Origin of the sequence: Saonia flava (assembly GCF_011927795.1) — a bacterium.
Lineage (GTDB): Bacteria > Bacteroidota > Bacteroidia > Flavobacteriales > Flavobacteriaceae > Saonia > Saonia flava.
This window is the reverse complement of record NZ_JAATJJ010000001.1, coordinates 2,300,801-2,324,171: the sequence shown is the minus strand read 5'-3', so window position 1 is coordinate 2,324,171 and position 23,371 is coordinate 2,300,801. Positions and strand designations below refer to the sequence as shown.

Below are 23,371 nucleotides of genomic sequence, written 5' to 3'. Positions count from 1 at the left end.
TGGCATAGGTTACATATGTTCAGCACTTTGTTACATATAACCATCTGTTCACTTTAAAGCTCCTTTAGTTTTGGGAAAAAATGACATGAAACAAAATGTTAATCCAAAAAATCTGAATGAAATTAAGGCTATTAGCTATTTCGCAACATCCTTAGGCTCCAAAGAATCAATAGAAGATGTGCTATGGGATATCACTAAAAATGTAATACATCAACTGGGTTTTGTAGATTGTGTAATCTACGAGTTAGATCATGAAAAAAATATATTGGTGCAACGAGCGGCCTATGGAACTAAAAACCCTCAGCATAAAACCATATACAATCAAATTACAATTGAAGTTGGAATTGGTATTGTTGGAAGTGTTGCAAAAAACAGAAAACCAGAACTTATACCCAATACCAAATATGATATACGTTATATAGTAGATGATTGTAAGAGACTGTCCGAGATATGCGTCCCTATTATTATAAATGACAGCCTTTTTGGTGTAATAGATTCTGAACACCCTAATTCCAATTTTTACAACGAAAGGCATCTCCACTTGCTCACTATTATTGCGGCTCTTTGCTCACAAAAAGTTAAGGAATTACGTGGCCAAAATAAAAAGCCTTTAACTAAAGCAAATGAATATTTCAAGAAATTGGAAAGGCTAATGAAGTTTCAAAAAATATATCAAAATCCAAACCTAAGTCTTAGTTCTGTAGCCAATCTTTTGGGGATTTCAGCTTGTTATCTATCAAGTTTGGTCAATACCGCTAGCAACACTAGTTTTATAAATTATATAAATAAATACAGGGTATCTGAAGCAAAATGTAAGCTACATTCTAATCATTATGCCCATTATACAATAGTTTCAGTAGGTTTAGAAGCTGGTTTTAACTCAAAATCTGCATTCTACAACGCTTTTAAGAAACATACGGGTCTTACTCCCAGTGCCTACCAACAATCCCAATTGATTTTGTCCTGATTCTTTCAAATTGAAAGAATTCACACCCTTGTACTTCTGTGTCCTACTAATTTTGTTTCAACACATTTAAAATCCATAAAAATGAAAACAAATATGAAATTTAAAACATGTCTTTTGGGGGTTATATTTATTAGCACCTTTTTTGTTTCTTGTTCTAAAGATGGCGAAGATGGGGCCATTGGCCCTCAAGGACCTCAGGGAGAACAAGGAATAGCTGGGCCAACAGGATCAGATGGCGAACAAGGCGAGCCAGGAACAGCAAATGTTATTTACTCCGATTGGATTCAATCCAATTTTTTAAATCCAAATGCTTCCACACAAAACGTAATGGGTCTGGGTACATTTTCATTAGAAGAATACGACATTACTGCAGATGTAATCCTTGTATATGGCGGAAATAATATTAACAGTGGCAGTTTTGAGGTTTTTCAACTTCCATATACAAGAATAAATGAAAATGAGTTTTTTGGCTTTGGTCTATTTGGTGACGGAGACGGTGATACAAGCCTGCAGGTTCGTGTAAATACTTTGGATGGGTCAACTAGTTTATTTTCTTACATTGATTATTACAGATATATTATCATTCCTGGGGAGGTTGTTTCAACAACAGTAAAGTCTACTCTGGACTATGCCAAAATGAGTTATAAAGAAATCTGTACCCATTTTAATATCCCCGAATAGCCCCCGTTATATTAAAATTTATGACTTAAAAAACATTACTATGAACAATTTTAAATATTTCAGTTTGCTAACCCTTTTTGCTTTGTTGTTTTTAGGTTGCTCAAAAGATGGAGCTATGGGACTAAAAGGAGAGCAGGGAGAACAAGGCATTCCAGGACCTGCTGGATTAGATGGAGAAGATGGTGAACAAGGTCTACAAGGAGAGCAAGGTGAAATAGGCACGGCTAATGTCATTTATTCGGAATGGTTTACTTTACAGTTCCCAGATGACATTGAGGCAAACAATTATGTGTCTAGTATAGACGCCCCTGCTTTAACAGCAGAAGTTGTTGAAAATGGAGTTGTTCTTGCCTATGGCAGATATTTCTCTAATTCAGATATTGGGGTAATAGAACAAATACCGTTTATTTCTTTTAGTATTAACCAACACTATTCATTAAACTATACTACACCACCAGCTTCTAATTCTGGGCGTGTTTTTATAAAAATAAATTCTATTGATGGCGGCCCTATAGGATCTCCTCTATTTTTTGAATACCGTTATATCATAATCCCCGGAGAAATTCTTACTGGAGGTAAATCATCAGGCACAATTAATTATTTAAAAATGTCCTATAAAGAAATTCTAATCCTTTTCAATATTCCTGAATAGATAATAATTATTCCATTATGAAAATTCTTTTGACAAAAATTTTATTTATCCTGTTTCCGCTCTCCCTATTAGCACAACAACAAACAATAAAAGTGAGTGCTAGGGCGACACATATAGATTCCTCTCCGATATTTAAAACAACGGTTTCTCTAAGTACTTCTTTTTCTAGTTATGCTGGAGAAACAATGAATCTAAAGCAACTTAAAGAACATTATAAAGCGGCACTAGTAATAAAGAATATACCATGGGAAACCGTAAAAGAAACCCCAAATGGTTTCGGGTTTGAAACCATGGGGTATGACAAAGAGGGAGTGGTATTGGAATACACCTCTTCTTCGGTCAAAGAAATGAAACGTTTTTTGACCACAAAATCATTAGGTCTGCAAAAACTTAATACTATTGCCATTATAGAAATTGATCCAGAAGAGGCCAAAGAACTTTATAAAAAAGCTTTGGAAAATGCCCATATGAAAGCCCAAGCCATTGCCTTTGCAATGGACAGGGAATTAGGTAAAATTCTACAGGTGGAGGATAATCTTTTTACAGGTCAAAAAATTGAAACCTCTATTTACTATGATCGCCCCGCAGGAGAATATATTTTAAGCATTCAAATTGTCTTTGAGGTTATATAATTCGTTTTAGTAAACAATAGCTATAAGTCCAATGAATACCATTATAAGAATTTTTACTTTTTGCACAATAGCACTTACTCTTGCATCCTGTTCCAAGGATCGGAACGATAATGAAACAACAGAAAGCGAAGAACGTTATTTTCCAAAGTTGATTTCATTGCAATATAGTTCTGGAGATAAAATTAGTTATGACCTTAAATACAATGCGACAGGCCATATACAACAAATAGAAATTATACGAACTACCGATGACAACATTACCCATTTTATGACTAACATTGAATACAACGAAAAAGTTTTTGTTACAGCAGCATTGACAGAAGATATATCTAATGGTGTTGGTTATGAGGTTTCCTATGCATATGACCAATCTAACACTATTACTGACATTCAATTCAATGCAAATGGCTCCGATATATCAACCTCCATAAATTACAACCCCTTGAACTATCGATACACAGTTGATGGGGATTTGGCTAATTTCCCTATGATTTGGAATTTTGACTCTACAGGACAACTTCTACAAATGGGTATAAGCGAAAGTGTCCTTACTCTAGAACTATTGGGCACAAACAAAGGTGTCTTCCATGATGTAACCGTACAACCGGCTATACATATTTGGTATGGCCTGTTATTTTATTTGGCCAGTCCAGAACTATATTTTTTTAGCCAAAACGATATTCTGAGTGTTGACACTAACGAATTTCCATATATATATGACAACAAGGTGAGGGATGGAGACGGAAACCTCATCTCATTTAAGGCCTCTTATGCAGGTGTATTAACAATTGATTATACAATAACATATGAGAAGAGAAGTATTTAAATGGCTTGGCACTTACTTATTTATAGTAGGAATATGCATTTCTTTGATAACCTCTTGTAGCAAAGAAGATAACACCCCAATAGTAACTTTTCATTATAGCACCGATATTTTTGAAATAAGCTATCAATCTGAGGGCACAATTCCTGCCCCAACCATGGATTGGCCTGTAGAAAAAGGAATCTTTGCGCTTAAAAATGCCATCAATGGATTGGTTATAGATTCCAATACAGGTGCAATTACCATTGAAAAAAGCCTGCCAGTTGGCGAACATGAGGTCGTTGTTTATGCAATAGACAATAAGGATACATGGATTACAAATTTCATATTAGACTACACGTTAAAGAATGCCTTTCTAAAAGGTGGGCAGAACAATAACCCTGATTCAATGTTTGATATTTTAATTGACAGAAACCTTAGTCTATATAATGACGGTACTTTGACCATTGAAATCGACGGAGAGGAAGACTCCAAAGGGGTAGGAGTATGGTCGTTGGAAGGCAATAATTTTAAAATGCAATTGTGCACCTATTGTGCCGATATAAATCCATTGGATATCCCCTTGTATGATGAGCATGCATATTATGAAGGTACATTAAGGTATGCTGAAGACGATGGGGCTTCTATATGGGGGCAGTGGTATGTTATTCGATTTGATCCCGATTCCACCAATTTAAGAGGTGATTTTGTTTTTGTCTGGAACCGGAATTGATCCAAGGGTTTTAGCATAAAATATTTTGGTTCTTCACCTGTGACTGACCTGTTGTGCTTTAATTTTTACTTAACATTAACTAAAACAATTCTAAATACCTAAAGTAAACCACCCTAATTTTTGTTAATACCTCACTGTGCAGTAACTTTGTTAGAAATAACATAACCCATGAGCGGATTTTTTAAATCTTCGATAGGTAGAAAGTTTACAATGGCGCTTTCTGCTTTTTTCTTGATGTTTTTTTTACTTCAACATTTCGCCATCAATTTTTTATCTGTTTTAAATCCAGATGCCTTTAATGAAGTTTCCCATTTTATGGGGACCAATCCATTGATTCAATATGTTCTTCAACCTGTATTACTTTTTGGGGTAGTTTACCATTTTGTAATGGGCTTTATTTTGGAAATAAAAAATAGAAGTTCTAGAGTGGTTAAATATGCAAAAAACAATGGTTCGGCCAATTCTACATGGATGAGCAGAAATATGATCTATAGTGGATTGTTCATTCTTATTTTTTTGGTAATTCACTTTATAGACTTTTGGATTCCAGAATTAAATACCAAATATGTCCAAGGAGATATGTCTGGTCTCCTAGCGGATGGTGAAGGATATAGGTATTATGAAGAGCTACAACATAAGTTTTTGCCTCCATGGCGTATAGCATTGTATTGCCTCGGATTTATATTTTTGGCTTTGCACTTACTTCACGGTTTTAACTCCGCTTTTCAATCTGTTGGAGCAAATAATAAATACACAAAAGGTTTAAAAGGATTTGGAAAGGCATATGCCATCTTAGTTCCGTTAGGTTTTATAGTAATAGCCCTTTTTCATCATTTTAACCATTAATATTTCTAGCTGATGTCTAAATTAGATTCAAAAGTACCCAAAGGCCCCATAAAGGATAAATGGACCGATTATAAAAATCATATAGATTTAGTAAACCCAGCCAATAAACGAAATATTGATGTTGTCGTTGTCGGAACTGGTTTAGCCGGTGGTTCTGCAGCCGCAACTTTAGCAGAGCTAGGATACAATGTAAAAGCATTTTGTTACCAAGATTCCCCTCGCAGAGCACACTCCATTGCTGCACAAGGGGGGATAAATGCTGCGAAAAATTACCAAGGTGATGGTGACTCCACCTACAGATTGTTTTACGATACCGTAAAAGGTGGTGATTACCGTTCTCGTGAGGCTAATGTATATAGATTGGCGGAAGTTTCTGCTAATATTATTGACCAATGTGTGGCCCAAGGCGTTCCCTTTGCCCGTGACTATGGTGGGTTATTGGACAACCGCTCCTTTGGAGGTGTATTGGTTTCTAGAACTTTTTATGCCAAAGGGCAAACCGGACAACAATTATTGCTAGGTGCATACTCGGCCATGAATAGGCAAATTGCTCGTGGCAAAATACAGATGTACAACCGTCACGAAATGCTTGATGTAGTAAAGGTTAATGGAAAAGCTCGTGGAATAATAGCACGTAATTTAATTTCTGGTGAACTAGAAAGACATTCGGCACACGCTGTTGTAATTGCTTCTGGAGGATATGGCAATGTATATTTCCTGTCTACAAACGCCATGGGCTCTAATGCAACTGCTGCATGGAAAATACATAAAAAAGGAGCCTATTTTGCAAATCCTTGTTATACGCAGATTCACCCAACATGTATTCCTCGTTCCGGTGATTATCAGTCCAAATTAACTTTGATGTCGGAGTCGCTTCGTAATGATGGTAGAATTTGGGTGCCTGCAAAAATTGAAGATGCAAAAGCTATTCAGCAAGGAAAGCTTAAACCAACCGAAATAGCTGAAGAAGATAGAGATTACTATCTAGAACGCAGATATCCTGCTTTTGGGAATCTAGTCCCGCGTGATGTTGCATCTAGAGCTGCAAAAGAACGTTGTGATGCTGGATATGGTGTTAATGCCACCGGTGAGGCGGTATATTTGGATTTTGCCTCGGCTTTTGTACGCTATGGTACGGAACAGTCCAAAATACATGGAATTAAAAATCCTTCCAAAGAAGAAATTATAAAATTAGGGCAAGGCATTATTGAAGAAAAATACGGCAACTTATTTCAGATGTATGAAAAAATAATTGCCGAAAATCCGTATGAAACTCCAATGATGATTTATCCAGCAACTCACTATACTATGGGAGGTGTTTGGGTGGATTATAATTTAATGACCACCGTTCCTGGATTGTATTGTATTGGCGAAGCCAATTTTTCAGACCACGGTGCAAATAGACTTGGAGCATCGGCATTAATGCAAGGTTTAGCCGACGGCTATTTTGTATTACCATACACAATTGGCGATTATTTATCCAATGATATCAGAACCGGCAAAATAACTACGGATTCTCCTGAATTTGATGAAGCTGAAAAAGAAGTAAAAGAAAAAATAGATTTCTTTATAAATAATAAAGGAACTAAATCTGTTGATTATTTCCACAAGAGACTTGGGAAAGTAATGTGGGATAAGGTGGGTATGTCTCGTAATGAAAAAGGTTTAAAAGAGGCAATGGCAGAAATAAAAGCTATTCGTGAAGAATTTTGGAAAGAAGTTAAAGTTCCTGGAACCGCGGAAGAAATGAATCCTGAGTTGGAAAAAGCAGGTAGAGTTGCAGACTTCCTGGAGTTGGGTGAATTGTTTGCCAAGGATGCACTAAACAGAAATGAGTCTTGTGGAGGGCACTTCCGCGAAGAATCAGTGGAGTTAGATGGTGAGCAAAAGGGTGAGGCCAAGCGTAATGATAAAGATTATGCCTACGTAGCTGCATGGGAATACAAAGGGGAACCTGCTGATGCTGTTCTACACAAAGAAGAATTGGAATTTAAGGATATAGAGTTGAAACAACGTTCATACAAGTAAAAAGACAATATGAATCTGACACTAAAAATTTGGAGACAAAAAAATGCCCAATCCAAGGGCAAAATGGTCGATTATAAAGTAACCGAGATTTCTGAGCATATGTCCTTTTTGGAAATGATGGATGTTTTGAACGAACAGCTCGTAAACTCTGGAGAAGAGCCTATTGCTTTTGATCATGACTGTAGAGAAGGTATATGTGGTATGTGTTCTATGTACATAAATGGAGAAGCTCACGGTCCGGATAGGGGCATTACGACTTGCCAATTGCACATGCGCATGTTCAAAGATGGTGACACAATTACCATTGAACCTTTTAGAGCAAAAGCATTTCCTGTTATTAAAGATTTGGTTGTTGATAGAACTTCCTTTGAGCGCATACAACAAGCTGGGGGGTATATCTCTGTGAATACCTCTGGCAATACACAAGATGCCAATGCCATTCCTATTTCCAAGCATGCAGCCGATGAAGCCATGGATGCTGCAACGTGTATTGGTTGTGGCGCATGCGTTGCTACCTGTAAGAATTCCTCGGCCATGCTATTTGTAGGTGCTAAAATTTCTCAATATGCCTTATTGCCTCAGGGACAGGTTGAAGCCGTGGACCGGGTAAACAACATGGTTGCCCAAATGGATTTGGAAGGTTTTGGAAATTGCACCAATATAGGGGCTTGTGAAGTAGAATGCCCCAAGGGAATTTCTTTGGAGAACATTGCCCGTATGAATAGAGAGTTCCTAAAAGCCAATGTTAAAGGATAAATTAATCCTTTTTCAATTTTAATTAATAGAAAGTTAAGGATCAAATAGAAATGCTTTGTTTCTATTATATTCTATATATTGTATCCTCTTTAAACTAACTTTTTGTTATTTGCTATGATATCTAAATCAGCTTTCAAGTCAATTATTTATTTGACAGCAATATCATCACTTGCTTTTTTTTCTTGTAATGATACTGAGACAAATTCTGAAGATGATATTGAAATCTTCTCTAGATTAAGTTCCAATTCCTCTACTATTGATTTCAAGAATATTTTAACAGAGAATGATAGCTTAAACTACTTTACATATTCCTATTTATATATGGGTGGTGGCATAGCAACTGGAGATATAAACAATGATGGCCTTTTGGATTTATATTTTACCGGAAATCAGGTGAGCAACAGGCTTTATTTGAACAAGGGTAATCTACAATTTGAAGATATTACCCAAAAAGCAGGTGTTGCAGGAGATGATAGGTGGTTCACAGGAGTAACAATGGCCGATGTAAATGGTGATGGATTTTTGGATATTTATTGTTCCGTCAGTGGGTTGTTTGGTCCTAAAAACAATTTGTTCTTCATAAACAATGGTGATGGTACGTTTACGGAGAAAGCTGAGCAGTATGGGATCAACGATGCTGGAAATAGCATTCAAAGCACTTTTTTTGATTATGATAAGGATGGCGATTTAGATTTATATGTTGCAAATTACCCTCCAACTCCCTTTACTTCCCCTGTTTTTTACTATACATTTAAAATGAACAATTTAGAGGAAGGAGAATCCGATCATCTATATCGTAATGATGGAGGCATTTTTACCGATGTTACCAAGGAGGCTGGGGTTGAAAAATTTGGTCTTTCAATCGGAATAGAGGTGGCAGACCTAAACAATGATTCGTGGCCAGATTTATATGTTTCCAATGATTTTAGTTCTCCTGACTATATGTTCATCAACAACAAAGACAATACTTTTAGGGAAGTAATTAAAAAATCCACTGCCAATACCGCGTATTACGGCATGGGTTTAGATATTGCTGACTACAACAACGATGGTTTTTTGGATATTTTTCAGGTAGACATGGATCCAGCTAAAAATAGACGAAAAAAAGCCAATATGGCAAGCATGAACCCCCAACTATTTTGGGATGTAGTTAATGCGGGATTCCATGTCCAGAACATGCAAAATGTCATGCAGGTAAATACAGGAGTAATCAATGAAGAGAATGACCCCTATTTTGTAAACGTTTCCAGAATGACAGGTACTTCTTCAACCGATTGGAGCTGGGGACCCTTGTTTGCAGATTTAGACAATGACGGATTAAAGGACCTGTTCATTTCAAATGGTACAAGAAGAGAAATCAACAACAATGATTTTTTTAATTCCATTAAAGGACGGGGAAAAGAAGAGTTTCTAAAGCTGAGCCAACAAATCCCTTCCGAAAAAATAGACAACTTCGCCTATAAAAATATGGGAGGATATGAGTTTAAAAAAGCTAATGATCAATGGGGGATTAAATATGAAGGGTTTTCCAATGGTGTGGTCTATGCTGATTTGGACAATGATGGAGATTTGGAAATAGTATTAAACAATATTGATGATGAGGCAGTTGTGTTTGAAAATAATTCAGCCTCGGTAAATAATTTTCTTAAATTACATTTTAAAGGAAAAGACAAAAATACCCACGGCCTTGGTGTACGTGCCTATATAAAAACCGATGATGGGGTGCAAATGCAAGAACTTACATTGACAAGGGGGTTTCAATCTTCTGTCGCTCCAGAGCTTCATTTTGGTTTGGGAAAAAATGAAATTATAAATGAATTAAAAATTGTTTGGCCAGATAAGAAAGAGCAGCTTATAAACAACATAAAAGCAAATGAAACCCTAACTATATCCTATGCGGATGCATTAGATATAAATACTCCAATGGTTGAAAAATCACTTCTTTTTTCATCAATAAAGGATACTGTTAACTTTCCAACATTTAGGCACAAAGAAAATATATATAATGATTTTGAGAATGAGATATTACTGCCCCATAGAACGTCCACGTTTGGGCCTGCTCTAGCAGTTGGAGATTTGAATATGGATGGGAAAGAGGATTACTTTATAGGTGGTGCCAAGTCTTATAAAGGAGGTCTATATTTTCAAACAGAAAATGGTTTTCAACCGCAAGAAAATGACTTCTTGGAAAAAGACAAAGACTACGAAGACTTAGGGGCCACCATTTTTGATGCAGATGCAGATGGCGATTACGATCTTTATGTGGTAAGTGGAGGCAATGAGTTTTCTAAGGATTCAGAAATGCTTCAGGATAGACTTTACTTAAATGATGGAAAAGGTAATTTAATAAAAAACGATACTGCGCTTCCCAAAATGACAACAAGTGGGTCTCGTGTCTATCATGCAGATTTTGATCAAGATGGAAAAGAGGATATTTTAGTTTTAGGAAGGCTCGTCCCTGGCAATTACCCTTCACCTGCTAAAAGTTATTTATTAAAAAACATAGGGGATAATGGGAATGCTAAGTTCATAGACGTTACAGAAAGTCAAATTTCAGAATTTGAATCTTTGGGAATGGCAACTAGTGCAGAACTTACGGACTTTAACAATGATGGCTGGTTGGATATAATTGTGGTTGGTGAATGGATGCCTATCCGAGTTTTTCAAAATATGAAAACTGGCTTTAAGGAAGTTACTAATGATGTTGGCCTAAATGATGATACGACCGGCTGGTGGTGGAGTATAAAAGGGGGAGATTTTGACAATGATGGGGATACAGATTATATTGTGGGGAACTTAGGATTAAATTACAAGTACAAGGCCAAAGAAGAAGAGACTTTTGATATCTATTTCAATGATTTTGACAAAAATAACCAAGGTGATATTATTTTAAGTTACTATAATGAAGGAAAACAGTTTCCTGTTAGAGGAAGAGAGTGTTCATCACAACAAATTCCTGCCATTAAAATAAAGTACCCAGACTATGAGTCATTTTCCAATGCAACTTTGGAGGATGTATATACAAAGAACGATTTGGAAAACTCTCTACATTACCAGGTCAAATCATTTGCAAGTGTTTATTTGGAAAATAAAAATGGTCAATTTATAGTTCATCAATTACCGGATCAGGCTCAATTATCCAGTATCAATCAAATTATGGTGCAAGACTATACTGGTGATGGCAATTTGGATGTATTGATTGTTGGGAATCTATATTGGTCAGAAGTAGAAACTCCTAGAAATGATGCTGGCACAGGTCTGTTTATGATTGGTGATGGCCAAGGCTCTTTTTCTACCATTCCAGCCAATAAAAGTGGATTTTTTACCCTTGGAGACGCCAAAGATATGGCTGCCATTGAGATGGCTCATAAAAAAATATTTATTGTTGCCAAAAACAGTGGTTATAATGAGTATTTACAATATAATAATTGAGTTTTTTCTTCTATTTGACTTTTCTGCCCCATTTTTGGCCTTAATTTAGATGTCATTTTATCATCAATTTGCCCATATCATTGATGATATTTTAAAAATTATTCTCTTTTTATGCATTATTTTGTGATTATATTACGTAAACGTTTGCGTAAATTTTTGCAAAAACCTATATTTATCCCCTCTATATAACATTATTACTTGAAAAATTAACTAACTATTAAAAACCTAACAAAATGATTGAACTATTAATCAAGCAGGTTCTTTTCGTAAAGAAAAAACAGCTGCTATTGGCTTTGTTATGTGTAAGCACAGTAACATTAAGCGCTCAAGACATTACCGTTTCTGGAAATGTATCTGATGCGAATGGGCCTCTTCCTGGGGTTAGTGTTGTTGTAAGTGGAACTACAAATGGCACCGCAACCGATTTCGATGGAAACTACACTATTTCCAATGTTGCTTCTAATGCAACTCTAAGTTTTAGTTACATTGGATATTTAGCTCAAGATGTTCCCGTAAATGGAAGAACATCCTTGGATGTTACAATGACTGAAGATTTAGAACAACTTGATGAAGTTGTTGTTGTTGGGTATGGTACACAGTCTAGAGCTGAAGTAACAGGTGCTATTGCAACGGTAGGAGCTGAAGAACTATCCGCACTCCCCGTAGCATCGGCAGAGCAAGCGCTTCAAGGTCGTGCAGCAGGTGTATCTATTATAAATACTGGTTCTCCTGGTACTGCACCCGTAGTAAGGATTAGAGGTTTAGGAACCATGAACAACAATGACCCTTTATATGTTATTGATGGTGTTATTGCCGGTGGACTTGGAGATTTAAACCCAGGTGATATTGAATCAATCAATATTTTAAAAGACGCCTCAACAACAGCAATATATGGGTCTTTAGGATCTAATGGTGTTGTAATGGTAACCACTAAAAAAGGTACCAGGTCTGGAAAAACAGTCGTTAATGTCGATGCATATACAGGTATTCAATATTCCAATCAGAGATTCGATTTATTGAACGCCCAACAATATCTACAATTTGCTAACGACGCTTTCGGAGTGGTGCCCACCTCTCCCCTTTCATCATCTGCTAACGACACAGATTTTCAAGATGCCTTGTTTCAAACCGGTATTATGCAAAAAGTAGATTTGGGAATTTCTGGCGGTGGAGAAAATAGCAATTTTAGATTTTCAGCAGGGTATTTAGATCAAGAAGGTGCTATTATCGAAACTGGATTTGAAAGATTTTCGTTTAGGGCCAATAGTAATTTCACCGTCGGTAGGTTCAATTTTGGTGAAACACTGGCCGTGTCCTTTAACAAACAAAACCCTGAGAGAAATTTAGGAGCACGTTCTTTATTGGAGCATGCAATTAAAATCCCTCCTTATTTACCAATCTATAACGAGAATAACCTTGGTGGTTTTCAAGGGCCAAGTAGTGGTTTGGATGGACAGGATGCCGAGAACCCAGTTAGGGTACAAACATTGGGGGAACAAATTAATAAGAATTCATCTATCATTGGAAGCATTTTTGGAGAGTTTGAAGTCATTGATGGTTTAAAATTCAAAAGCCAAGTTGGTTTGGAATATAGAAATTTTAATAATAATACATTCCGTCCATCTTATAATGATGATAGCGAAGGAGCAACCCATAGTTCCACCTTTGCAGCTATTACCAAAAATTCTGGGCTAAGGAAATCCATTATTTTGACCAATAGTTTAAACTATTCCACAACTTTCAATAACCTGCACAATTTAGAGGTTTTGGTGCTTGCGGAAAAGCAAGAGACAGTAGATGACATCTTAAACTCTAACAGTCAAAATCCTATTACCGATGATGTAAATCAAGTTTCCAATACAGCTTCCTTTTTACAGTCCACTACTAATGAGTATAACAGAATCGGGTATTTGGGAAGGGTTAACTACAATTATGATGAAAAATATATTTTTGCCGCATCACTAAGACGCGATGCATCTTCAAGGTTTGGTTCCAATAACAGATGGGGTACCTTCCCATCACTTGCTGCAGGATGGAATATTGCCAAAGAAGATTTCTTGACCGACACTAGCTTCAGCACCTTGAAGCTAAGAGGTAGTTGGGGTATTACAGGTAACGATAGAATTGGTGATTACCAGTACAGCGCAACTCTTTTGGCTGACTTCTTTTATCCAATTGCAGGGGTCGAAGCTGTTGGTACAACACCTTTTGGATTGGCTAATCCTGATTTGAAATGGGAGGAAACTACCATGATTAATGTTGGACTTGACTTTGCTTTGTTAGACAATAAAATTACTGGAGCACTAGAGTATTATAATAATACAAGTGATGATTTGTTAATGAGTAGGCCACTTCCTCCGGCCTTAGGAATACCCGCTGGATCAATTACGGAAAATGTTGGCTCTGTAGACACTCAAGGATTTGAATTGACTTTGGGCTATAATGATTATGAAGGGGATTTCACATGGTCGGCCAATTTAAACCTTGGCACTTCAAGTAATGAAGTAAAGTCTTTGGGTCAAAACGAATCCCTTGCTGGTGGTTCTTTTGAAGCTCAGCAAATTTCTCGTATTGAAGTTGGAGAGCCTTTATTTTTCTTTTATGGTTTTGTAACAGACGGCATTTATCAAACACAGGCCGAAGTTGATGCGGTATTGACTCCTGGACAAACCACTGTCGGTCCTGGTGATATTAGATTCATTGATCAAAATGGTGATGGCCAAATCAATGCAGATGATAGAGTGAAAATTGGAAACCCTTACCCCGATGTAACATATGGCCTTAATTTAAATGGAAATTATAAGCAATGGGATCTTAATATGTTTATATCTGGTGTAGCTGGGGTTGATGTATATAATACCAATATTTATGATTTAGAGGGAATGCCAAGGTTATTTAATGCCGGCACAAATGTTTTGAACAGATGGACAGGTCCTGGAACATCCAACACTGTTCCTAGAGCAGGTGGAGCCCCTCAAAATTTTGATGCCATATCTGATCGTTTTGTAGAAGATGGTTCTTACACAAGGCTTAAAAACATAACCTTGGGTTATACCTTGAACAATACTGCAATAGATGAATACTTCTCAAAGTTTAGAATTTATATAAGTGGTCAAAACTTAATCACTATATCTGATTACTCAGGTTTGGATCCGGAAATAGGAAATCCATTGACAAATCAAGGAGGTGCTAGAAGTTTTGAATTGGGAATTGATAGAGGAAATTATCCTCAGCCTAAATCATTATTACTTGGAGTTCAATTAACATTTTAAAAAAAAATCATGAAAAAGTTTAATCTAATTTTAGCATTTGTTTTCTCAATTGCTTTTACAGTTTCTTGTAACGAGGAGGATTTGGAGCTTGTTAACCCTAATCAATTATCTCCAGAGACGTTTTTAAAAACCGAAGCACAGGTACAATCTGCAGTTAATGCAGTTTACTCGAATATGCAAACTAGAGGGTTGTTTAGTCGTCATTGGTTCTTTATGTTGGACAATATGGCTCATGAAAATGGGGGAAATACCCAGTTGGAAGCAGATAAAAAACAATATCTTGACTTTTCTTTTGACTCAAGTCACGGAGCTATTGGAGCCTATTGGGAAAGTTGCTATAGAGGTATCTATAAGGCAAATTATGTAATAGAAAATGAAGCTACCATAAATGAAATACCAGATGCGTTTTTAAGCCCTGCTAGGAAAGCTAAGTATGTGGGCGAAGCCAAATTCTTGAGAGCCTTGTTCTATTTCTGGATAACAACACGTTTTGGAGATGCTCCACTTACTACTACCATTCCAGTGGATGGTACAGGTCTAACAAAAAGTCCCCAAGCAGATATTTATGCTCAGATTGTAAGTGACTTACAAGCTGCTATCCCTGTACTATTGGATAAAGGTTCAGAAGATAATGGAAGAGCAACGAAAGGAGCTGCACAAGCCTTACTAGGAAAAGTTTATCTCTTCCTAGAAAGATATGATGATGCTTTGGCCCAGTTTAATTCATTAAGTGGTTATGCCCTAGAGGACAACTACTTTGATAATTTCATGGAAGAAACCGAGCACGGTATAGAGTCTATCTTTGAAATTGAATATGATGATGACATGGGAACAAGTGCTCAATGGAATTCAGATAGAAGTGGCCAAGGTCCAAATGAAGCCACATTTAGAGGCCAAGAATACGGTTTCAATGATTGGTTCAATGTATTTCCCTCAGATGATTTATTAAATGAATATGAGGCTGGAGATATTCGATATGATCAAACCTTCTGGGTCAATGGAGAGATGTTTGCTGGTGGAACCTTGCTTGTAGACCATTTTCCAAGTAACAATGGTGGTAATGCCGGTTGGAGTAAGTATAACAATTATTACAAGGATGCCAATGAAGATCAAACATCTGGTATAAATTTTAAATATATCAGATATGCAGATGTTTTATTGATGATGGCAGAATGTGAAAGTATGAGACCAGGCGGCAGCCAAGATGTTGCGGCAGGTTATATTGACCAAGTTAGGGATAGAGCTGGTTTGGGAAGTATAGGAACGGGTCTTTCACAGGCGCAAATATTTGATGCCTTAGTTCATGAACGTAAGGTGGAATTGGCTGGTGAACAGTCTAGGTTTAATGATATCATTAGATGGGGCATAGCCTCTACTGAATTGGCAGGAACAAATTTCCAAGCAGGAAAACATGAAAGACTGCCAATACCGCAAGGTGAAATAGATGCTAATGAAAATATGACATCTGCTGATCAGAATCCTGGTTACTAAAAACATTTTATATTTAATTTATGAAAAGACCGCCCCAAATAGGGCGGTTTTTTTCATTAAATTGAGGTATGTCCAAAAACTATTCTGAAGAGAAAATAAAAGTACCTCGTTTCAATGAAGAAAGTGGATTCTATACCACTCCCCAACGCTCCAAAATCATGGGAAGGATAAGGGGAAAAAACACCAAACCAGAATTGGCTTTTAGAAAGGCACTATGGGCTGCGGGATATCGATACAGGATAGACTTCAAAAAATTGATTGGAAAGCCAGATATTGTCCTTAATAAATACAAAACTGTAATATTCATTGATGGAGAATTTTGGCATGGGCATAACTGGCAGGAACGAAAACAAAAAATTAAAACGAATAGAGAATTTTGGATTCCTAAAATAGAAAGAAACATTCAACGGGATCAAGAGGTTAATTTAGAACTGAAAAGATTGGGGTTTACCGTATTTAGATACTGGGAAAGTGAAATCAAAAAAGAATTAGAACGTTGCTTGGAAGAGGTTATAACGCATTTAAAAAAGCAAATGGTTGATTCTTGACTATTTTAATACATTTACATCTTATCCAAATAGTTTATGGCTCTCAACTACAAAACCATTACATCAAAATTACCAAACGTAAAAACAACCATCTTTACTACAGTAAATTCGTTGGCAAAAAAACACAATGCCATAAATCTCTCTCAAGGGTTCCCTGACTTTGAAATGGATAAGGAGCTTATATATTTGGTTGAGAAGGCAATGAAAGGTAATTATAACCAATACGCACCAATGCAGGGTGCTTTTGTTTTACGTGAAATTATTTCAGAAAAAATTGAAGCTCTATATGGAAAAAAATATCACCCAGAAACTGAAATCACCATAACCATTGGAGCAACCCAAGCCATTTTTTCCACCATTACTGCTTTCATAAGACCCAACGATGAGGTAATTGTATTTAAACCCGCCTATGATTGTTATGAGCCCGCCATTGAAGTAAATGGTGGTATCCCGGTCTTTGTTCAGCTTAAGAGCAAAGATTATAAAATAGATTGGGATGATTTAAAAAACAAGATTTCTTCTAAAACAAAAATGATAATTGTAAATACTCCACATAATCCCAGTGGTACCATTCTTTCTGAGATGGATGTCCTAAAATTACAAGAAATTCTAAAAGATACTAATATCATAGTAGTTAGTGATGAGGCGTATGAACATATTGTTTTTGATGGAAAAGAGCATCAAAGTTTTTCAAAATTCAATGACTTGGCATCTAGAAGTTTTATTTGCGCTTCTTTTGGAAAAACATTCCATGCAACTGGTTGGAAAATGGGTTATTGTGCTGCACCAAAAGAATTAATGAAAGAATTTCAGAAAACACACCAGTTTAATGTTTTTAGTGCACATCACCCAACACAAATTGCATTGGCAGAATATTTAAAAAATCCCAAAAACTATTTAGGCCTTAGTAATTTTTTTCAGGACAAACGCGATTTTTTTCTTGAAGGAATTAAAGAATCAAGGTTTAAATTTAGTCCCAGTGCAGGTACTTATTTTCAGCTTTTGGATTACAGCGCCATTTCAAATGAGAATGATATAAAGTTTTCAGAAAGATTGATTTCTGAATACAAGTTGGCCTGTATTCCAATCTCTGTCTTTAATACAGATGATATTGATAACAAACAGCTACGTTTCTGTTTTGGGAAAAAGAAGAAAACCTTGAAAAAGGCAATGGACATTCTAAACCGAATTTAACCTTCTTTCAAATCGTATCGCATTAACCAATCCGTTTGTTCATCCTTTCCAATAAAATAGGGGTGTGTTCCAAACTTAGAAAAACCATGTCTTTGATAAAATTTAATGGCCTTCTCATTGTGTTCCCAAACTCCTAGCCATATATACTTTTTATCTTTTTCAATAGTAACCTTAATGGCTTGTCCAAGCATCCATTCCCCAATTTTATTTCCTTGAAATTCTTTTACAACGTAGATACGCTCCAATTCCATTGAGTCTTTATCTGTAATTTCTGTTTGTGCCTCATGCTCATTCAATTTAAAATACCCAGCTAAGGTGTCATCGGAATAAACAAAATAGAAATGTGAATTTAGATTCTTTAATTCTTCCAATAGTTTATCTTCCTTAAAAGCAAAATCCATGTAGGATTCAAAATCTTCAGGGTCATTTTCAGCTTCAAATGCCTCAGAAAATGTGCTTTTGGAAATTTCAACTAATTTTTGAAGGTGCTCTTCAGTACATTTAATACAACTAATTACCATTCTCCTATTTTAAACCAAGATTTGAGTAAATTTAGCCTTTAAAACATAAATATTTTCTTAGTAAGACTAAAAATTCCTTTCAGAAACATTCTAAGGTCAGACGGAGTTCTTTCAATTGTTGTTTGTCTAGGTGTACTCGATGCTTGGGTTTTTACTATGTAATTCATTTTAATTTTGTTTTATAGCGAATGTGCTTCCGCTTAATTTTACCAATTGATCCCCTTCTTCGTTAACAATCATTTTTAGCTGATTGGCCTGGAGATCCGTTCCTGGATATGAAAGGGTATAAATTTCACCTTCAACTGTCCATTTAAAATCGGTCAAAAAAACGACTTCCCCATCATTATAAGCATGAAAGCGCCCAAGGTAAGCATCATTAAAAATCCATTCATGACTATCTATCACCACCTTATCCGTTATGGCAGTAGATCCAGATTTTACATTGTGGCTCCAAATTCCAAGGATGGGATCACTATTAACATCAATTTTTGAGCAGGAGCTCAAAACCAATAGCAACGTTAAGCAGTTTAAAACGTTTTTCATTGTAGGTTAAGTTTATAAAGTGATTTGGGACTCACTATTGTTTACCTTCCGAAGATATGTAATATTTTTCCTACAATTTATATAATGTTGAGAAGCTGCACATACTTGTTGCAAAACCACCAAATATTGTTATTTACCGATAAAGTGTGCATTAAAATCGATTATATGCGTGTTTTGTTCTATTTATGGCTATAGAAACCACTAGCATGAATTTAAGACTCAATATATGGATCAGGTATAAAGTGTTATAGGACAAAAAAAGGAGCAAAACTTATAGCTTTGCTCCTTTTGAAGTTCTTTTGGCTCTTAATTATAGCATAAATAATTTTTTGGCCAACATCAAGACACCTCTATAGAAAGTATTTCTCTTAACATAGATTTCTTCCTCAATAGGTGCGTGGTTAATTTGGGATTCCATAGGGTTTGGGTTTAATTAATTCTAAGATTTAGGTTAAAATCTTTAATGCCCTATAAATATAACATGAAATAACATAACAACTAAATTAATGTTGTGAAGTATTTCCAAAATGTTGCAAAAAAAATAATAGTTAATGCGGCATCGACGAAATACACTTCTATATTAACATTTCTGGCACGTCCCCTGTAACAATTAAAGTGCCTTCGGTAGCTTTTTTAATATCTTCTATGCTAACCCCAGGTGCTCGTTCTTTTAAAAGAAAGCCGCCAGGTACAATTTCCAATACGGCCAAGTTGGTAACTATCTTTGTTACACAGCCAACACCTGTCAATGGTAAAGAGCATTTTTTTAATAATTTGGACTCTCCTGCCCTATTGGTATGCATCATGGCAACAATTATATTGTCTGCAGAGGCAACCAAGTCCATTGCGCCTCCCATACCTTTTACCATTTTACCTGGAATTTTCCAATTGGCAATATCCCCATTCTCCGCTACCTCCATGGCCCCTAAAATAGTAAGGTCCACATGTTTGCCTCTTATCATACTAAAACTAAGTGCTGAATCAAAAAAAGAAGCTCCAGGAAGCGTTGTGATGGTCTGTTTACCTGCATTTATTATATCTGCGTCTTCTTCTCCCTCAAGAGGGAAAGGACCCATTCCCAAAACACCATTTTCACTTTGAAACTCAACATTGATGTCATCTCGAACAAAATTGGCTACCAGAGTTGGAATACCAATACCAAGATTTACATAGAAGCCATCTTTTACTTCCTGCGCAATACGCTTTGCTATGCCATTCTTGTCCAACATTTTATTTTGGTCTTACAGTTCGTTGTTCAATTCTCTTTTCATAATGCTCACCTTGAAAAATACGTTGCACAAATATTCCCGGAATATGAATTTCGTTGGGGTTCAATTCTCCTGCAGGAACCAGTTCTTCTACCTCAGCAACTGTTATTTTGGCGGCACCACACATACAAGGATTAAAATTACGGGCAGTTCCCTTAAAAATAAGGTTCCCTGCTTCATCTCCTTTCCATGCCTTTACAAAAGAAAAATCTGCTTGGAAAGCTTCCTCCAATACATACATCTTACCGTTAAATTCTCTGGATTCTTTTCCTTCGGCAACTTCAGTTCCGTAGCCTGCTGGAGTATAAAAAGCCGGGAAACCAGATTGTGCTGCCCTGCATTTCTCAGCCAATGTTCCTTGTGGAGTCAACTCTACCTCTAATTCACCACTCAGCATTTGACGTTCAAACTCATCGTTTTCGCCAACATAGGAAGATATCATTTTCTTTATTTGATGTTTTTGCAAGAGCAATCCCAAGCCAAAATCATCTACTCCTGCATTATTGGATATACAGGTTATATCTTTAATTCCCAATTGCACTAGTTCGGCAATGGCGTTTTCTGGAATTCCGCACAGACCAAAACCACCCAACATAAATGTCATGTCATTTTTAACCCCTTTAAGTGCATCTTGCACATTGTCTACGGTCTTGCTTATCATTTTAAAAATCTAAATCGTCCAAATCATCTTCAGTATCAATATCCTGTTGCATTTCCTCTTTATACTTCACGCAATCTACCTCAATGGATAAATCTTCTGGTTTTGGAAATTCTTCAGCGGAAACACCTATTTCCTCATTGGCATAATTTTTCTTCATATAAAGTCCCCATATGGGCAATGCCATAGATGCCCCCTGACCGTATGCCAAAGATGAAAAATGGGTTGCTCGGTCTTCTCCACCGACCCAAACTCCTGTTACTAAATTTGGAACCATCCCCATAAACCAACCATAGCTCTGGTTTTGTGTGGTGCCTGTCTTTCCTGCAATAGGGTTTGTTAGATTGTAGGGATAGCCTGTTATAATTTCTTTATAAACGGTATTGTTTTTATTGTACGAGTGCCTAAGTCTGGTCCCTGAGCCTCCCTGTGTAACACCCTCCATTAAATTAATCATGGCATAAGCCACATCCTTGCTCAATACATCTTTAGTTTCTGGCACATACTCATACAATACCTGGCCATTTTTATCCTCAATCCGGGTAACCATTACTGGTTTTACATACACCCCTTGATTAACAAAAGCTCCATACGCTCCTACAATATCATATACGTTCACATCTGGTGTACCCAAAGCAATGGAAGGCACTTCCAAAACTTCACTTTTAATTCCCATGTTTTTGACAATCGAAACAACTGATTTAGGCCCTACCATGTCTATCAAACGTGCTGTGACCGTATTCACAGAGTTTGCCAAGGCATGTTTTAATGTAAACATATTTCCAGAATATGTGCCATCCGAATTTTTAGGGCACCAAGGTTCAGGATTTCCATGTTTTTCCGCTTCAATACAGTACTGCGTATCTGGATAGGAATCACATGGTGACAATCTTAATTGATCAATTGCCGCGGCATAGACAAAAGGTTTAAATATTGAACCTGCCTGGCGACCCCCTTGAATTACATTGTCGTATTGAAAATGTTTGTAGTTTAATCCACCAACCCATGCCTTTACATGGCCTGTTTGTGGTTCAATGGACATCATGGCCGTTCTTAAAAAGGTTTTGTAATATCTAATTGAATCTAACGGAGTCATTACCGTATCCTTTTCTTGGGTATCGCTGTTCCAATCAAAAACGGTCATTTCTGTTTCTTTTTTAAAAGAAGCACGAATCTCATTTTCAGATTTTCCCTGTTTTTTCATTTCTCGCCATCTATGGGAGTTTTTCATTGCCCTTTCCATAATAGCATCTATCTCAAACTGTTCCAAATCTAAAAAAGGTGCAGTTCTATTTCTATCCGGAGTGTTTTGGTGAAAGAACTCTGCCTGTAGCTTTTTCATGTGCTCTTTTACTGCTTCCTCTGCATTTGCCTGCATCCTGGAATCTATTGTGGTGTATATCTTTAACCCATCCAAATAAAGATTATATCTGTCTCGATCATCTTCTAAAGCCGGCTTAGGGTTGTCATTAATCCATTTGTTCATGAATTTTTGAAGATTCATTCTAAAGTACGTGGCCAGACCTTCCCTATGGTTTTCTGGATTAAAATTAATGTCCATGTCCAAGGCCTGTAATGAATCCTTTTCTTGCTCAGTGATATAGTCATACTTGGCCATTTGTCCTAAAACAGTATTTCTACGATTTAGAACCAATTCTTCCCTTCTTAATGGATTGTAGTATGATGAATTTTTTAACATGCCCACCAAAACGGCAGATTCTTCTGTTTTTAAATCAATAGGTTCTTTACCAAAATATATTCTTGCTGCAGAACGGATACCATCAGCATTATTAAGAAAATCATAAATGTTTAGGTACATGGCAATGATCTCTTCTTTGGTATACTGCTTTTCCAAGCGGGTCGCTAAAACCCACTCTTTCGCTTTTTGAAGAATTGCTTGCGTCTTCTTCTTTTCACGAGCACCAATAAATAACTGTCTGGAAAGCTGTTGCGTAATGGTACTTGCCCCCCCCTTTTTACCCAAATAAGCAAATGCTCTTAATGTTCCACGGGCGTCAATACCAGCATGTTTAAAATATCTGGCATCTTCTGTGGCAACTAGGGCATCAACCAGATTTTGTGGTAATTCTTCATAAGAAATTGGGGTTCTGTTATCATCCAAATAAAACTTTCCCAACAATTCATCGTCCGAAGAAATTATTTGCGAAGCCAAATTTGTTTTGGGATTTTCTAAATGTTCATAGGCAGGCATCCCACCAAAAACACCCCATGAGGCCAATAAAAACAAAAGTGCAAAGGAAAAAATACCCGTTGCAAACAAAATCCAAAACCACTTAATATATTTAAAGAACCCTTGGTTCTCTTTTTTCTTTACAGCCTTTGCCAT

Annotated in this window: 19 protein-coding genes; 14 read left to right on the top strand and 5 right to left on the bottom strand. The window is 36.5% G+C overall.

What is annotated here, in order from left to right; genetic code table 11:
* Positions 1-85 precede the first annotated feature (85 nt).
* The 14 genes from GGR42_RS10140 (at position 86) to GGR42_RS10075 (ending at position 18,034) form a co-directional block, all read left to right on the top strand.
* Positions 86-967 (top strand): helix-turn-helix domain-containing protein, encoded by an 882-nt coding sequence (locus GGR42_RS10140; RefSeq protein ID WP_167963471.1) that lies wholly within the window; start codon positions 86-88, stop codon positions 965-967.
* An 81-nt stretch (positions 968-1,048) separates the two neighbouring features.
* Positions 1,049-1,648: a collagen-like protein gene (locus GGR42_RS10135; RefSeq protein WP_167963469.1), complete on the top strand. Its 600-nt coding sequence runs from the start codon at positions 1,049-1,051 to the stop codon at positions 1,646-1,648.
* 40 nt (positions 1,649-1,688) lie between these two features.
* The gene (locus GGR42_RS10130; protein ID WP_167963467.1) at positions 1,689-2,300 is read left to right on the top strand and encodes a collagen-like protein; all 612 of its coding nucleotides are present in this window, start codon (positions 1,689-1,691) and stop codon (positions 2,298-2,300) included.
* A 17-nt stretch (positions 2,301-2,317) separates the two neighbouring features.
* Positions 2,318-2,932: an SIMPL domain-containing protein gene (locus tag GGR42_RS10125; RefSeq protein ID WP_167963465.1), complete on the top strand. Its 615-nt coding sequence runs from the start codon at positions 2,318-2,320 to the stop codon at positions 2,930-2,932.
* Between the two features lie 31 nt (positions 2,933-2,963).
* Entirely contained in the window at positions 2,964-3,758 is a 795-nt protein-coding gene (locus GGR42_RS10120; RefSeq protein ID WP_167963463.1) for a hypothetical protein, read from the top strand.
* Positions 3,739-4,467, top strand: coding sequence for a hypothetical protein (locus tag GGR42_RS10115; protein ID WP_167963461.1), 729 nt, complete (start codon positions 3,739-3,741; stop codon positions 4,465-4,467). The genes GGR42_RS10120 and GGR42_RS10115 overlap by 20 nt, the downstream gene beginning before the upstream one ends.
* Before the next feature lie 168 nt (positions 4,468-4,635).
* Positions 4,636-5,313, top strand: coding sequence for a succinate dehydrogenase cytochrome b subunit (locus GGR42_RS10110; RefSeq protein ID WP_167963459.1), 678 nt, complete (start codon positions 4,636-4,638; stop codon positions 5,311-5,313).
* A gap of 12 nt (positions 5,314-5,325) precedes the next feature.
* Positions 5,326-7,341 carry a fumarate reductase/succinate dehydrogenase flavoprotein subunit gene (locus tag GGR42_RS10105; RefSeq protein ID WP_167963457.1) on the top strand — a complete coding sequence of 672 codons (2,016 nt, stop codon included), beginning with the start codon at positions 5,326-5,328 and terminating at the stop codon, positions 7,339-7,341.
* Positions 7,342-7,350: 9 nt separating this feature from the next.
* Entirely contained in the window at positions 7,351-8,097 is a 747-nt protein-coding gene (locus GGR42_RS10100; RefSeq protein ID WP_167963455.1) for a succinate dehydrogenase/fumarate reductase iron-sulfur subunit, read from the top strand.
* A gap of 150 nt (positions 8,098-8,247) precedes the next feature.
* Positions 8,248-11,529 (top strand): VCBS repeat-containing protein, encoded by a 3,282-nt coding sequence (locus tag GGR42_RS10095; RefSeq protein ID WP_245201428.1) that lies wholly within the window; start codon positions 8,248-8,250, stop codon positions 11,527-11,529.
* A gap of 233 nt (positions 11,530-11,762) precedes the next feature.
* Positions 11,763-14,801, top strand: coding sequence for a SusC/RagA family TonB-linked outer membrane protein (locus tag GGR42_RS10090; RefSeq protein ID WP_167963451.1), 3,039 nt, complete (start codon positions 11,763-11,765; stop codon positions 14,799-14,801).
* 9 nt (positions 14,802-14,810) lie between these two features.
* Positions 14,811-16,292, top strand: a complete 1,482-nt coding sequence (locus GGR42_RS10085; RefSeq protein WP_167963449.1) for a RagB/SusD family nutrient uptake outer membrane protein — start codon at positions 14,811-14,813, stop codon at positions 16,290-16,292.
* A 68-nt stretch (positions 16,293-16,360) separates the two neighbouring features.
* Entirely contained in the window at positions 16,361-16,840 is a 480-nt protein-coding gene (locus tag GGR42_RS10080; protein WP_167963447.1) for a very short patch repair endonuclease, read from the top strand.
* 36 nt (positions 16,841-16,876) lie between these two features.
* Positions 16,877-18,034: a methionine aminotransferase gene (locus tag GGR42_RS10075; protein ID WP_167963445.1), complete on the top strand. Its 1,158-nt coding sequence runs from the start codon at positions 16,877-16,879 to the stop codon at positions 18,032-18,034.
* On the opposite strand, the gene GGR42_RS10070 is transcribed toward GGR42_RS10075, so the two are convergent.
* From GGR42_RS10070 to GGR42_RS10050, 5 genes are all read right to left on the bottom strand, one after another.
* Positions 18,031-18,555, bottom strand: coding sequence for a GNAT family N-acetyltransferase (locus tag GGR42_RS10070; RefSeq protein WP_167963443.1), 525 nt, complete (start codon positions 18,553-18,555; stop codon positions 18,031-18,033). The two genes, GGR42_RS10075 and GGR42_RS10070, sit on opposite strands and share 4 nt — an antisense overlap.
* 168 nt (positions 18,556-18,723) lie before the next feature.
* Positions 18,724-19,098 (bottom strand): hypothetical protein, encoded by a 375-nt coding sequence (locus tag GGR42_RS10065; protein ID WP_167963441.1) that lies wholly within the window; start codon positions 19,096-19,098, stop codon positions 18,724-18,726.
* A 575-nt stretch (positions 19,099-19,673) separates the two neighbouring features.
* Positions 19,674-20,327, bottom strand: coding sequence for a CoA transferase subunit B (locus GGR42_RS10060; protein WP_167963439.1), 654 nt, complete (start codon positions 20,325-20,327; stop codon positions 19,674-19,676).
* A gap of 1 nt (position 20,328) precedes the next feature.
* Positions 20,329-21,027 carry a CoA transferase subunit A gene (locus tag GGR42_RS10055; RefSeq protein ID WP_167963437.1) on the bottom strand — a complete coding sequence of 233 codons (699 nt, stop codon included), beginning with the start codon at positions 21,025-21,027 and terminating at the stop codon, positions 20,329-20,331.
* A gap of 1 nt (position 21,028) precedes the next feature.
* Positions 21,029-23,371 carry a penicillin-binding protein 1A gene (locus GGR42_RS10050; RefSeq protein WP_167963435.1) on the bottom strand — a complete coding sequence of 781 codons (2,343 nt, stop codon included), beginning with the start codon at positions 23,369-23,371 and terminating at the stop codon, positions 21,029-21,031.

Bases quoted from the DNA above. Each gene is read 5' to 3' on its own strand.
- GGR42_RS10140 (WP_167963471.1), top strand. From the start codon at position 86: ATGAAACAAAATGTTAATCCAAAAAATCTGAATGAAATTAAGGCTATT.
- GGR42_RS10135 (WP_167963469.1), top strand. From the start codon at position 1,049: ATGAAAACAAATATGAAATTTAAAACATGTCTTTTGGGGGTTATATTT.
- GGR42_RS10130 (WP_167963467.1), top strand. From the start codon at position 1,689: ATGAACAATTTTAAATATTTCAGTTTGCTAACCCTTTTTGCTTTGTTG.
- GGR42_RS10125 (WP_167963465.1), top strand. From the start codon at position 2,318: ATGAAAATTCTTTTGACAAAAATTTTATTTATCCTGTTTCCGCTCTCC.
- GGR42_RS10120 (WP_167963463.1), top strand. From the start codon at position 2,964: ATGAATACCATTATAAGAATTTTTACTTTTTGCACAATAGCACTTACT.
- GGR42_RS10115 (WP_167963461.1), top strand. From the start codon at position 3,739: ATGAGAAGAGAAGTATTTAAATGGCTTGGCACTTACTTATTTATAGTA.
- GGR42_RS10110 (WP_167963459.1), top strand. From the start codon at position 4,636: ATGAGCGGATTTTTTAAATCTTCGATAGGTAGAAAGTTTACAATGGCG.
- GGR42_RS10105 (WP_167963457.1), top strand. From the start codon at position 5,326: ATGTCTAAATTAGATTCAAAAGTACCCAAAGGCCCCATAAAGGATAAA.
- GGR42_RS10100 (WP_167963455.1), top strand. From the start codon at position 7,351: ATGAATCTGACACTAAAAATTTGGAGACAAAAAAATGCCCAATCCAAG.
- GGR42_RS10090 (WP_167963451.1), top strand. From the start codon at position 11,763: ATGATTGAACTATTAATCAAGCAGGTTCTTTTCGTAAAGAAAAAACAG.
- GGR42_RS10085 (WP_167963449.1), top strand. From the start codon at position 14,811: ATGAAAAAGTTTAATCTAATTTTAGCATTTGTTTTCTCAATTGCTTTT.
- GGR42_RS10080 (WP_167963447.1), top strand. From the start codon at position 16,361: ATGTCCAAAAACTATTCTGAAGAGAAAATAAAAGTACCTCGTTTCAAT.
- GGR42_RS10075 (WP_167963445.1), top strand. From the start codon at position 16,877: ATGGCTCTCAACTACAAAACCATTACATCAAAATTACCAAACGTAAAA.
- GGR42_RS10070 (WP_167963443.1), bottom strand. From the start codon at position 18,555: ATGGTAATTAGTTGTATTAAATGTACTGAAGAGCACCTTCAAAAATTA.
- GGR42_RS10065 (WP_167963441.1), bottom strand. From the start codon at position 19,098: ATGAAAAACGTTTTAAACTGCTTAACGTTGCTATTGGTTTTGAGCTCC.
- GGR42_RS10060 (WP_167963439.1), bottom strand. From the start codon at position 20,327: ATGTTGGACAAGAATGGCATAGCAAAGCGTATTGCGCAGGAAGTAAAA.
- GGR42_RS10055 (WP_167963437.1), bottom strand. From the start codon at position 21,027: ATGATAAGCAAGACCGTAGACAATGTGCAAGATGCACTTAAAGGGGTT.
- GGR42_RS10050 (WP_167963435.1), bottom strand. From the start codon at position 23,371: ATGGCAAAGGCTGTAAAGAAAAAAGAGAACCAAGGGTTCTTTAAATAT.